This window comes from Trujillonella humicola (genome assembly GCF_046233715.1).
In the GTDB taxonomy this organism is placed as follows: domain Bacteria; phylum Actinomycetota; class Actinomycetes; order Mycobacteriales; family Geodermatophilaceae; genus Trujillonella; species Trujillonella humicola.
Genome location: NZ_JBJNRJ010000004.1, coordinates 54,034 through 66,373 on the forward strand (window position 1 = coordinate 54,034; position 12,340 = coordinate 66,373).

A 12,340-nucleotide genomic window follows, 5' to 3' on the forward strand; every position below is an offset into this window, starting at 1 on the left:
GGGCGGCCAACTCCACCCCCCCCCCGCCCCGCCCCCCCCCCCCCCCCCCCCCCCCGCCCCCCCCCCCCCGCCCCCCACGACGACGGGGTGACGCCGGTCGATCCGGTCGAGGGAGCGGGCAAGACCGCCGAACCGGCCCCGGCCCGCCGCCGGCGCGGCTGGGCGATCGACACCACGCCGCTGCAGAACCCGCACTACCGGCGGCTGTTCTGGGGGATCGCGGCGACGATGCTCGGCCAGCAGATGACGCTGGTCGCCGTCCCGTACCAGGTCTACGCCCTGACCGGCTCCTCGCTGCTCGTCGGGGTCACCTCGATCGTGGCGCTCGTGCCGCTGGTCGTCTTCGGGCTGCTGGGCGGGGCGATCGCCGACGCGATGGACCGCCGCCGGCTGATGCTGGTCACCGCGACCGGCGCGGCGGTCACCAGCGCGCTGCTCGCCGTCCAGGCGCTGCTGCCCGGCGGTGGCAACCTGTGGCTGCTGTGGGTGCTCACCGCGGCCGTCAGCGGGTTCAGCGCCGTCAACCAGCCGACCCGCAGCGCGGTGATCCCGGCGATCGTCGGGCCCGCTGGCGTGCCCGCGGCGAACGCGCTGTCGATGACGGTGCGCCAGGTCGGGGTGATCGTCGGGCCGCTGACCGCAGGGCTGCTGATCGGCCTCGGCGACCTGTTCCTGGCCTACGCGGTCGACGCCGCCGGCTTCGTGGTCGCGCTGCTCCTGCTGCGCGGGCTGCCGTCGCTTCCCCCGGGGACCGCCGCGACCGGGCCGCTGCGGCTGGCCGCCGCGGTCCGCGGGGTCGGGGAGGGCTTCGCCTTCCTGCGCACCCAGCCCGTGCTGCTCATGACCTTCGTCGTCGACATCATCGCGATGGTCTTCGCCTGGCCGCAGGCCGTGTTCCCCGAGCTCACGCAGACCCGCTTCGCCGACTCGCCGAACGCGCTGGGCTGGCTGTTCGCCGGCGTCTCGATCGGCGCGCTGCTCATGGGCCTGACCTCGGGCTGGGTGTCGCGGGTGGACCGGCAGGGCGCGGTCGTGATCGCCGCGATCGTGGTGTGGGGCGTGGCGATCGTCGGCTTCGGCCTGGCGCCGTCGCTGTGGCTGGCGGTGCTCTGCCTCGCCGTCGCCGGCGCCGGCGACATGGTCAGCGCCGTCCTGCGCTCGTCGATGCTGCAGCTGGCCGCGCCGGAGGAGATGCGCGGCCGGATGCAGGGCGTGTTCATCGTGGTGGTGGCCGGCGGACCGCGGCTGGGCGACCTGCGCGCCGGAGCGCTGGCCAGCACGGCGGGGGTGACCACGGCGATGGTCTCCGGCGGGGTGATGACGGTCGTGGCCATGGTCGTCGTCGCCCTGGTCGTGCCCTCGTTCTGGTTCTTCCGCGCCTCGCGGTCCGTGCAGCCGTCCGCCGCGGCCGGGGGAGCCCGGCCGGCCTCGCCCGCCCCCGAGAGTGGCGAGAACCGGCCGGACCACCGCCCCGGACAACGACCGGAGCGGTCAGAGGGTACGGAGCCGTTCCACAAGTCCTAGGCGAGGGCGCCGGCGACCACGCGCAGGTCGGCGACGAGGGCGTCGTAGGCGGCCGGTCGGGCGTCGTCCGGTGTCCGCAGCACCGCCGAGGGGTGCGTGGTGGCGAGCATCCACGTCTGGTGCGGGGCGTCCTCGTCGTCGTCGGCCGGGTCGACGCCGGCCGTGCCCGGTGGGGTCCACGGCAGCAGCCGGCCGCGGTCCCTGGTGATCCGGAAGGACGGCGAGATCAGCGCCTTGGCCGCCGTCGCACCCAGGCAGACGACGACCTCGGGCTTGAGCACCTCGAACTCCGCCTCCAGCCAGGGCCGGCAGGCTCGCAGGTGCTCCGGCCCGGGTGACTGGTGGATCCGCCGCTTGCCCGTGGGGGTGAACCGGAAGTGCTTGACCGCGTTGGTGACGTAGGCGTCCCGGCGGTCGATCGCGGCGTCGGCGAGGGCGCGGTCCAGCAGCCGGCCGGCCGGGCCGACGAACGGCTCGCCCCGGCGGTCCTCCTGGTCGCCGGGCTGCTCGCCGACGAGCACGATGCGTGCGGTCTCCGGGCCCTCGCCGAAGACCGTCTGCGTGGCCGGTTCCCAGAGCTCGCAGGCGCGGCACCCGGCAGCCGCCGTGCGCAGGCCCGGCAGTCCCACGCCCTGCGGTGGCCGGGCCGGCACGTTCTCCTGGTCCATCCCCCGATCAGACCGCGGACGGGCCGCGGGCGCGCGTCGGGCGGCGGCTACCGTCGAGAGACCGCTGACGAGGGGGTACGCACGGTGCTGGAGTTCGACGGGCTCTACAAGAGCTACGGCGACCACCGGGTCCTGGAGGGCGTCGGCTTCACCGTCGCGCCGGGGTCCATGTTCGGGTTCTGCGGCGCGAACGGCGCCGGCAAGACGACCACGATGCGCATCGCGCTGGGCCTCGCCCGCGCCGACGCCGGGGAGGTGCGCTGGCGCGGCGTGCCGCTCGACGCGGCCGCCCGCCGGCGGATCGGCTACATGCCGGAGGAACGCGGGCTCTACCCGAAGATGCGCGTCGGTGAGCAGCTCGCCTACTTCGCCCGCCTGCACGGGATGGACGGCGCCGCGGCCGCCCGTGCCGCCGAGCACTGGGCCGAGCGGCTGGGCCTCGGGGAGCGTCGCCGGGACGCGGTCGAGAAGCTCTCGCTGGGCAACCAGCAGCGGGTGCAGCTGGCGGCGGCGCTGGTCAGCCGGCCAGAGGTGCTCGTCCTCGACGAGCCGTTCTCCGGGCTCGACCCGGTGGGCGTCGACTCGCTGGCCGAGGCGCTGCTGGAGCAGTGCCGCGGCGGGGTGCCGGTGGTCTTCTCCAGCCACCAGCTCGACCTCGTCGAGCGGCTGTGCGACTCCGTCGGGATCCTGGCCCGGGGGCGGATGGTGGCCAGCGGCACCGTCGAGGAGCTCCGCCGCCGGGAGACCGACCGGTTGCTGCGCGTCGTCGTCCCCGAGGCGCCGCAGGGCTGGGCCGCGGCGGTCCCGGGCGTGCGCGTGGTCTCCCAGCAGGGCGGCGACACGCTGCTCGAGCTCGCCGCCGGCACCGACGACCAGGCCGTGCTGGCCGCCGCGCTGCGCACCGGCCGGGTCACCCACTTCGCCTGGCGCGAGCCGACCCTGGTCGAGCTGTTCCGCGAGGCGGTCGCCGACCCCGCCCCGGCTCCGGCGCCGGCCGCCGAGGAGGTGGCGGCGTGAGCGAGCCGCGGCCGCTGGGCAGTTCCGCGCTGGTCCGGCTCGTCGCCGGCCGGGAGATCTCGACGCGGCTCCGGGACAAGAACTTCATCATCAGCTCGGTCGTGATCGTCCTGGTGCTCATCGGCATCATGGGGTTCCAGGTGATCCTCGGCTCGGGGCAGGCCGAGAGCCGGATCGGCGTCGTCGGCGACGCCGCCGAGCTGGGCCCGGCCATCGAGGCGCAGGGCGAGGCGGTCGGCGTCGACGTCACGGTCGTGCCGCTGGAGGACGAGGTCGCCGCCCGGCAGGCGGTGGAGGACGAGGACGTCGACGGCGCCCTGGTCGGGGGCACCGGCGCCGCCCCGCAGCTGCTGGTGAGGGACCGCGACGCCACGCTCGAGGCCGTCGTCGGGGGCGCGGTCACCGGCGCAGCGATCGCCGGGCAGCTGGCCGAGGCCGGGGTGGACGTCGGTGACGTCCCGCAGGTCGCGGTGTCGGCGCTGGACGCCGGGGACGACGACGGCCAGCGGGTGATCACCGCGCTCATCGGTGTCGGGGTGCTCTACGGCCTGCTCATCCTCTTCGGCCAGTTCGTCGCCCAGGGCGTGGTCGAGGAGAAGTCCAGCCGGGTGGTCGAGCTGCTGCTGGCCACGATGCGGCCGTGGCAGCTGCTGGCCGGCAAGATCCTCGGCCTGGGCATCCTGGGCCTGGCGCAGATCGTGGTCATCGGGGCCCTCGGGGTGGCCGGGGCGCTGGCCTTCGACGTCGTCGACGTGCCCGGCGACCTCATCAGCACCGTGGTGTCCGTGGTGCTGTGGTTCGTCCTGGGCTACGCCTTCTACGCCGCGATCTACGCCGTCGCCGCCTCGCTGGTGAGCCGGCAGGAGGACCTGGGCACCGTCCTCACCCCGACGACGCTGGTGCTCGTCGCCGGCTTCTTCATCGGGCTGCAGGCCGCCGGGGACCCGCAGAGCACCCTGGCGACCGTCACCTCCTACGTGCCGGGTCTGTCGCCGCTGGTGATGCCGGTGCGGCAGGCGGCCGGGGAGGCCGCGGCGTGGGAGGTCGGGGTCGCCGTCGTCCTCATCCTCCTGGCGACCGCGGTCGTCGTCCGGGTGGGCGGGCGGGTCTACGCCGGTGCGCTGCTGCGCACGAGCGGGAAGACCAAGCTGCGGGAGGCCCTGCGCGCCGAGCGCACGTGAGGGGGGACCCCCTCCTCCCCACCCCTCGCGAGCTCGGGGCGGTGCCCTGGAGGGGGCCGCCGCCGGGCGCGTCACCCGGTTCGGTTGCCTGGCCCGAGGGAGGGGTAGCCGCCCGCCCATGGCGATGCAGCTGGGCTACACGATGATGACCGAGCAGGCCGGGCCGAAGGACCTGGTGGGCCACGTGGTCGGCGCCGAGGAGGCGGGCTTCGACTTCGCGGTGAGCAGCGACCACTTCTTCCCGTGGCTGGAGGAGATGGGCCACTCGCCCAATGCCTGGGTCACCCTCGGTGCCGCCGCGCAGGCTACCAGCCGCATCCCGCTGATGACCTACGTGACCTGCCCGATCCTGCGCTACCACCCGGTCGTCGTCGCCCAGCAGGCCGCGACCCTGCAGATCCTGTCCGACGGCCGGTTCACCCTCGGCATCGGGGCGGGGGAGAACCTCAACGAGCACGTCGTCGGGGCCGGGTGGCCGCCGGCCGACGTCCGCCACGAGATGCTGGTCGAGGCCCTGCAGGTCATCCGCGAGCTGTTCGACGGCGAGGGCCACACCAACTTCCGCGGTGACCACTTCGACGTCCAGTCCGCGAAGCTCTGGGACCTGCCGGAGAAGCGGGTGCCGATCGGGATCGCCGTCTCCGGTCAGCAGTCCTGCTCGATCGCCGGCGAGCTCGGCGACGCGATGGTCGCCACCGAGCCGCGGACCGAGCTCGGGGAGTGGTTCGACGACGCCGGTGGGGTCGGCAAGCCCCGGATCGCGCAGATGCCGGTCAGCTACGACACCGACCGCGACGCCGCCGTCGAGCGCGCCCACCGGCTGTTCCGCTGGTTCGGCCTGGGCTGGAAGGTCAACGCCGAGCTGCCCGGCCCGCCGGCGTTCGACGCGGCGAGCCAGTTCGTCCGGCCCGAGGACGTCGCCGGCAGCATCCCGTGCGGTGCCGACGTCGGCGCCGTCATCGACGCCGCGCAGGAGTACGCCGACGCCGGGTTCACCCACCTGGCGCTGGTGCAGATCGGCGGTGACGCGCAGGCGCCCTACCTGGAGTGGGCGCAGCGCGAGCTGATGCCGGCCTGGCGGGAGGCGTTCGGCTCCTGACCAGCGCCGACGGGGGAGACACGATCGGGTCAGGTCACCACCACGGAGGACGCCGGGAGCTGCCGCGGGACCGCACGATGGCGGCATGACCGAGGACCTGGACGAGCGACTCCGGCACCTGCCGGACGCCGACGCGCCCGCGCTCATCGCCCTCGGCCGCGAGCTGGTGGGCGCCGGGCGGCTGCCCGACGCCGAGGAGTGCTTCCGCCGCGCTGCCGCCCTGGGCGATGCCGTGGCCGCGTTCGCGCTGGGCAACACGCTCGCCGCGCAGGAGCGGTGGGACGAGGCGAGCGTGGCCTACGAGGCGGCGCTGGCCGGTGGCGAGGCGCACGCGTGGCGCTCGCTGGGCACCGTCCTCGACGGCATGGGCGACGAGGAGGGCGCGCTGGCCGCGTGGCGCGGTGCCGCCGACGCCGGTGACGCGCACGCCGCCGCCGTCCTCGCCTGCCGCGAGTGGTGCCGCAGCCAGGACCCGGCGCTCGAGGACGCCCTGCGGGCCGGCGCCGGCCACTTCCCGCCCGCCCGGGCCGACCTCGCCGACCTGCTGCGGGAGACCGACCGGGTCGCCGAGGCGCGCTTCGTGCTCGAGGTCGGCGCCAAGCGGGGCGAGGCCGTCGCGTGGCTGCCGCTGGGCAACCTGTACTGCGACGAGCTCGGCGACGACGAGGCCGCCGAGGAGGCCTACCGCAGCGGCATCGCGGCCGGCGACGTCCGCTGCCACCACAACCTCGGCGTGCTGCTCGTGGGCCGCGGCGACCGGGAGGGCGCCACCGAGCAGTTCGGCCTGGGCGCCGAGGCCGGCGACGAGCTCGCGATGGCCGCCCTCCGCTACTTCCAGGACTGACCTCCCTCGTCGAGATCTGCACACTCGTCGGCATCAGCGGCTGATGGTGACGACTGTGCAGATCTCGTCGCGTCAGATCAGCTGGCGCAGGCCGGACAGGGGGCCGCGGTAGGGCGCCGCGGGCGGGCCGGTGACCCCGGGCCGGGCGGTGAAGAGCCGCCCCGCGTCCGGCTGTGCCGCCCGGTCGGCGTCGGTCATCCCCTCGGTGGACGTCGTCACCACCAGCAGGTCGCGCCCGGCACCGGCGAAGCAGCAGGCCGAGGTCTGCGCGACCGGGACCTCGACGACCGCGAGCACGTCGCCGTCCGGGGAGTACCGCCGCACCTGACCGGCGCCCCACAGCGCCGTCCAGAGGCAGCCCTCGTCGTCCACGGTCAGGCCGTCGACCGGGCCGGCGTCACCGGAGAGGTCCAGCAGCACCCGGCCGGCGCCCAGCGTGCCCGCGGGAACGTCGTAGTCGAACGCGTGCAGCAGCGCCGGCCCCGAGTCGGCGAGGTAGAAGGTGCCGCCGTCGGGCGACCACCCGAGCCCGTTGGACACGGTCAGGCCGTCGCGCAGGGTGCGCACGGTGCCGTCGAGGTCGAGGCAGTACAGGGCGCCGGCGCCCGGCCGCTGGTCGAAGGCCATCGTCCCGGCGAGGAACCGGCCGGCGGGGTCGCAGGCGGCGTCGTTCATCCGGGTGCCACCGCCGGCCTCCGTGCCACCCTCGCCGGCCAGGTCGAGCAGCACGCGGACTTCCCCGTCGGCGTCCACGAGGGCGAACCCTCCGCCGGCGGCCAGCAGCCAGCCGCCCGCGGCGACCGGCGCGACGGCACCCACGGTGTCCCCGCCGCGGTGCGCGGCGACCTCGGTCAGCGTGCCGTCTGCGGCGACGGTCGCCCGGCGCAGGAGCCCGGCGGGGATGTCGACCCACAGCAGCTCCGCGCGCGCGGCATCCCATCGAGGCCCCTCCCCGTGCTCGGCGGCGGTCGGGGCGGCGGGGGTGGCGGTGAGGCGCTGCACGGGAACGGTCCTCCCCAGTACACGTGCCCGTCACACCGGCGACGGCATACTCCGCACCATGTCCGAAGCCACCGTGGACGTCGCCGACCTCCGACCGCACGGCCGGGGGGAGGACGCCGACGCCGGCACCGACGCCCCCCTGCGCGACGACATCCGGCTGCTGGGCCGCGTCCTCGGCGAGGTGATCGCCGAGCAGTCGGGGGCGGAGGTGCTCGAGCTCGTGGAGCAGACCCGGGTGGCCGCCTTCGGCGTGCGCCGGTCCGACGTCGACCGCGCCGAGCTCGCCGGCCGGCTGGGGGAGCTGGACGTCCGGTCGGCCAACCACGTCATCCGCGCCTTCAGCCACTTCTCCCTGCTGGCCAACCTGGCCGAGGACATCCACCACGAGCGCCGCCGGCGGTTCCACCGGCGCAGCGGCTCACCGCCGCAGCCGGGCAGCCTGGCCGCGAGCTTCGCGATCCTGGACGGCGCCGCGCTCGACGCCGACGCGGTCGCCGACGCGCTGGAGGGGGCGCTCGTCGTCCCCGTGGTGACGGCGCACCCGACCGAGGTGCGCCGCAAGACCATCTCGCAGGTGCAGCGTCAGGTCACCGAGCTGATCCGGCTGCGCGACCGGTCGACCGACGACCTCGGCGAGGACCCGGAGTGGGCCGGCAAGCTGTGGCGCTCGGTGCTGACCCTGTGGCAGACGGCGCTGCTGCGGCTGTCCCGGCTGCGGCTGCAGGACGAGATCGACGAGGCCCTGCGCTACTACGAGCTGTCGCTGTTCGAGGTCATCCCGGCCATCAACGCCGACCTGCGCCGCGCGCTGCGGCAGCGCTGGCCGGGCGCCGACCTCCTCGACCGGCCGATGCTGCAGCCGGGCTCCTGGATCGGCGGCGACCGCGACGGCAACCCCTTCGTCACCGCCGAGGCCGTCCGCCGGGCCAGCACGCAGCAGGCGCTGACGGCGCTGGGCCACCACCTGGCCGAGCTGGTGACCCTGCGCGACGAGCTGTCGATGTCCGACCGGCTGGTCACCCCGACGCACGAGCTGTACGCGCTGGCCGACGCCTCCCGCGACGAGTCGCCGTTCCGGGCCGACGAGCCCTACCGCCGGGCGCTGGTCGGGGTGCACGCGCGGCTGGCCGCGACCGCCCGCCGGGTCGTCGGCACCGTGCCCGGTCCCGCCCCGGTCGTCGAGCTGACCCCCTACGACACCCCCGGCGAGCTGCTCGCCGACCTCGCCGTGGTCGACGCCTCGCTGCGCAGCCACGGCGCCGGTGCGCTGGCCGACGACCGGCTCACCCGGCTGCGCGAGGCGGTCGAGGTGTTCGGCTTCCACCTGTGCGGCCTGGACATGCGCCAGAACTCCTCGGTGCACGAGGAGGTGCTCGCCGAGCTGCTGGCCTGGGCCGGCGTCTGCGACGACTACGCCGACCTGGCCGAGGACGCCCGGGTGGAGCTGCTGTCCGGGGAGCTCCGGCTGCGGCGTCCTCTCGTGCGGCCCGGCGCCGAGCTGTCCGACCTCGCCCGCGGCGAGCTGGACCTGCTCCGCGCGGCCGCCGAGCAGGTGGCGCTGCTGGGGCCGGCCGCCGTCCCGAACTACGTGATCAGCATGTGCGAGTCCGTCAGCGACGTGCTGGAGGTCGCCGTGCTGCTCAAGGAGGTCGGCCTGCTGGAGCTCGACGGCGGGAACTCGACCCACCCGCCCAGGCCGTCCTGCCCCGTCGGCATCTCGCCGCTGTTCGAGACCATCGACGACCTGCAGGGCGCCGGGAGCACGATGACCGCCGTCCTGGCGCAGCCGCTGTACCGGGCGCTGGTCGCCGGCCGCGGGAACCTGCAGGAGGTCATGCTCGGCTACTCCGACAGCAACAAGGACGGCGGCTACCTGGCCGCCAACTGGGCGCTGTACCGCGCCGAGCTCGCCCTGGTCGAGGTCGCCCGGGCGGAGGGCGTCCGGCTGCGGCTGTTCCACGGCCGCGGGGGCACCGTCGGCCGCGGCGGCGGCCCCAGCTACGAGGCCATCCGTGCCCAGCCCCCGGGCGCGGTGGCCGGTTCGCTGCGGATCACCGAGCAGGGCGAGGTCATCGCGGCCAAGTACGCCGACCCCGACCTCGCCCGGCGCAACCTCGAGGCGCTGGTGGCCGCGACGCTGGAGGCCAGCCTGTTCGACGTCGAGGGGCTCGGCGAGGGGGCCGACGACGCCTACCGGCTGCTCGACGACCTGGCGGCGCGCGCCCAGCAGGCCTACCGGCAGCTGGTGCACGAGACGCCGGGGTTCGTGGAGTGGTTCCGCGCCGCGACGCCGATCCGCGAGCTGGCGGAGCTCAACATCGGCAGCCGCCCGCCGTCCCGCAAGGCCGGTGACCGGATCGCGGACCTGCGGGCCATCCCGTGGGTGTTCAGCTGGTCGCAGGCGCGGATCATGCTGCCCGGCTGGTACGGCACCGGCTCGGCGCTGGAGGGCTGGGTCGCCGGCGACGACGGCCGGCTCGAGCAGCTGCGCGACCTGCACCGCCGCTGGCCGTTCCTGCGCACCGTGCTGTCCAACATGGGCATGGTGCTGGCCAAGACCGACCTCGGGCTGGCCGCCCGCTACGCCCAGCTCGTGCCCGACGAGGAGCTGCGGGCCCGGGTGTTCGACCAGATCACCGCCGAGCACGAGCGGACCTGCCGGATGCTGCTGGCGGTCACCGGCGGGGAGACGCTGCTGGCCGACAACCCCTCGCTGGCCCGCTCCATCCGCAACCGCTTCCCCTACCTGGAGCCGCTGCACCACCTGCAGGTCGACATGCTCCGCCGTCGCCGCAGCGATGCCGCCGAGGGGGGCCCCGACGACGAGCTGGTCCGGCGCAACATCCAGCTGACCATCAACGGGATCGCGACGGCGCTGCGCAACTCGGGCTGAGCACCGCCACCGGGAGCCGGTGGCGGTCCAGCCACCGGGCCAGCCGGTCCCCGTCCCACGGCCGCCGGCGGCGGGAAGCGGCGAGGACCAGCCCGCGCGGCAGCTCGAGCAGGGCGAGCGCGATGCCGGCGGCCCCGGGCAGGTCCCCGTCGCGCAGGTGGGCGGCGACCGCCGTCGGGCGGCGGGCGAGGAAGGCGAGGGTCTCGCGGACCGGCCGGGCGGCGTGCTGGGGGACCAGCACCTGCACCGTCCGGGCGTAGTGCCGCTCGCGCCGGAACACGCCGCGGGCGCTGCGGCCGCCCTTGCCGTGCCGGAAGCAGGTGTCGGGGACGCGCAGCAGCAGGAGCCCGGCCGCGCGCAGCCGGCGGGAGGCGTCCCGGTCCTCGTTGTAGAAGAAGTAGGCGGGGTCGAACCCGCCCGCGGCCAGGAACTGCGCGCGGCGGACCAGCACCGCCGTCCCGCCCAGCTCCGCGGCCGGCCGGGGCGGGCCGGGCGGGTCGTCGTCCTCACCGGGGCCGTGCACGGCCGGCGCGGCCCAGACCGCCCGCGGCTCGGCGTCCAGGACCTCGGCCAGCGCGCGCAGCATCCCCGGCTCCGGCTCGCCGTCGGAGTTCACCAACGCGACGTAGCGGCCGCCGCAGGCGTCGAGGGCGAGGTCCATGGCGCGGGCGAAGCCGAGGTTGCGCGGGGAGGACAGCACCCGCCGGTCGGCCGCCGGGTAGTGCGCCGCCAGGCAGGCCCGCGCCGCGGCCGACGTCGCCGGCGCCGCCGCGTTCTCCACGAGCAGTGCCCGACCGCGCCACCGCAGCCCGGTCGCCGCGGCGACCGCGGCGTGGTGCCCGGCGAGCATCTCCGGCGCCTCGTGGTGGACCAGGAAGACGACGTCGACGTCGTCGAGGCCGGTGCGCGCGATCGTCCCCACCCCCGCACTCTGCGCACGGCGCGGCCGGCCCGCCACCGCGGCGCGCGGCGCGGGGCGGCGCCATCGCCTAGCGTCGCCGGTCGTGGGGGACAGCGGCGACCGGGTGGACGGGGTGGCCGTCGCGGCCACCGGGGGTGCGGTCCTGCAGCGGGCCGCCGCCGACCTCCGGCTGGCGCCGGCCGCGCTCGCCCCGGCGGTGAGCGACCCCGCCTACCGGGTGCTGGCCGCGGGGGACGGCGAGGCGGTGCTGCTCCGCCGCCAGTGGACGGTCGAGGGCACCCCCGAGGCGGTGCTGCTGGCCGCCGCCGGCATGGGGCCCGACCACCCCGCCGTGCACGCCACCGCCCTGGGCTGGGGCTGCGACCGGGTGCGCGACCGTCCCGGTGGCCGGGGGGTGCTGCGCGTCGTCCTGCCCGGGCCGGGCCGCCCGCTCGTCGAGCGCTTCCTCGCCGCGGCCGCGCTGGCCGCGACCCGGGTCGAGACGGCGGTCGCGCTCGCCCGGGGCACGGGGGAGGACCGGGTCAAGGCCGACGGCAGCCCGTCGCTGGCCGCGGACGAGGCCGCGCACACCGCCGCCGCCTCGGTCCTCGGCGGGCTGGGGGTGCCGGTGCTGAGCGAGGAGCGGACCGACCTGGCCGTCGCCGACGACGAGCCGTGGGTCGTGCTGGACCCCCTCGACGGCACCGGCAACTTCCGCGCCGGCCTGCCGCCGTGGGCGTTCTCCGCAGGCCTGGTGCAGCGCGGGGAGCCGGTGGCCGGCGTCGTGGTCGACCTCTCCTCGGGCCGGCGCTGGTCGGGGGCGGCCGGCACGGGGGCCTGGCGCGACGACGTCCCGATCGCCCCGCGCGCCGGCACGACCGTCGTCGTCCCCAGCGCGCCCGGGGGCGGCGTCGTCGGCGTGCCCGCCACCGCCCGGCGGGTCCGGGTGACCGGCTGCACGGCGGTGGAGGTCTGCCTCGTCGCCGACGGGTCCGCGGTGGCGTGGCACGACCTCGACCGCTCCGGGACCCACGTGCACGACGTCGCCGGCGGGCTCGGGGTGCTCGCCGCGGCGGGCGGGGTGGCCCTGACCGCCGACGGCGAGCCCCTGAGGCTGCTCCCCGACACCGTCGCGAAGATCCGTTTCGCCGCCGCGGGAGACGCCGGCACCGCCCGCGGGCTGATCGACGCGGTCGCCCCGCGCTGAGCGC

The 12,340-nt window shown here is 76.2% G+C and carries 10 protein-coding genes; 7 read left to right on the forward strand and 3 right to left on the reverse strand.

The window, feature by feature from the left end:
- Positions 1-87: 87 nt before the first annotated feature.
- Positions 88-1,524 (forward strand): MFS transporter, encoded by a 1,437-nt coding sequence (locus tag ACK586_RS03555; RefSeq protein WP_409329071.1) that lies wholly within the window; start codon positions 88-90, stop codon positions 1,522-1,524.
- On the opposite strand, the gene ACK586_RS03560 is transcribed toward ACK586_RS03555, so the two are convergent.
- Positions 1,521-2,192: a UdgX family uracil-DNA binding protein gene (locus tag ACK586_RS03560; protein ID WP_409329072.1), complete on the reverse strand. Its 672-nt coding sequence runs from the start codon at positions 2,190-2,192 to the stop codon at positions 1,521-1,523. The genes ACK586_RS03555 and ACK586_RS03560 overlap by 4 nt on opposite strands.
- 84 nt (positions 2,193-2,276) lie before the next feature.
- On the opposite strand from ACK586_RS03560, the gene ACK586_RS03565 reads away from it, so the two are divergent.
- The 4 genes from ACK586_RS03565 (at position 2,277) to ACK586_RS03580 (ending at position 6,333) form a co-directional block, all read left to right on the forward strand.
- A complete protein-coding gene (locus ACK586_RS03565) occupies positions 2,277-3,209 on the forward strand; it encodes an ABC transporter ATP-binding protein (RefSeq protein ID WP_409329073.1) in 933 nt (310 codons plus the stop codon).
- Positions 3,206-4,390 carry an ABC transporter permease gene (locus ACK586_RS03570; RefSeq protein WP_409329074.1) on the forward strand — a complete coding sequence of 395 codons (1,185 nt, stop codon included), beginning with the start codon at positions 3,206-3,208 and terminating at the stop codon, positions 4,388-4,390. Before ACK586_RS03565 ends, ACK586_RS03570 begins: the two co-directional genes overlap by 4 nt.
- 118 nt (positions 4,391-4,508) lie before the next feature.
- The gene (locus tag ACK586_RS03575; protein WP_409329075.1) at positions 4,509-5,489 is read left to right on the forward strand and encodes a TIGR03557 family F420-dependent LLM class oxidoreductase; all 981 of its coding nucleotides are present in this window, start codon (positions 4,509-4,511) and stop codon (positions 5,487-5,489) included.
- Between the two features lie 85 nt (positions 5,490-5,574).
- The gene (locus ACK586_RS03580; protein WP_409329076.1) at positions 5,575-6,333 is read left to right on the forward strand and encodes an SEL1-like repeat protein; all 759 of its coding nucleotides are present in this window, start codon (positions 5,575-5,577) and stop codon (positions 6,331-6,333) included.
- 72 nt (positions 6,334-6,405) lie between these two features.
- Here ACK586_RS03580 and ACK586_RS03585 read toward each other — a convergent pair whose 3' ends face one another.
- Complete coding sequence (locus ACK586_RS03585) at positions 6,406-7,335, reverse strand: SMP-30/gluconolactonase/LRE family protein (protein WP_409329077.1); 930 nt, start codon at positions 7,333-7,335, stop codon at positions 6,406-6,408.
- 58 nt (positions 7,336-7,393) lie between these two features.
- Here ACK586_RS03585 and ppc point away from each other — a divergent pair, with 58 nt between their 5' ends.
- A complete protein-coding gene (gene ppc, locus ACK586_RS03590; protein ID WP_409329078.1) occupies positions 7,394-10,228 on the forward strand; it encodes a phosphoenolpyruvate carboxylase in 2,835 nt (944 codons plus the stop codon).
- On the opposite strand, the gene ACK586_RS03595 is transcribed toward ppc, so the two are convergent.
- Positions 10,191-11,150: a glycosyltransferase gene (locus tag ACK586_RS03595; RefSeq protein ID WP_409329079.1), complete on the reverse strand. Its 960-nt coding sequence runs from the start codon at positions 11,148-11,150 to the stop codon at positions 10,191-10,193. The genes ppc and ACK586_RS03595 overlap by 38 nt on opposite strands.
- Before the next feature lie 82 nt (positions 11,151-11,232).
- Here ACK586_RS03595 and ACK586_RS03600 point away from each other — a divergent pair, with 82 nt between their 5' ends.
- On the forward strand, positions 11,233-12,336 hold the full coding sequence (locus ACK586_RS03600) for an inositol monophosphatase family protein (protein WP_409329080.1): 1,104 nt from the start codon (positions 11,233-11,235) through the stop codon (positions 12,334-12,336).
- Positions 12,337-12,340 lie beyond the last annotated feature (4 nt).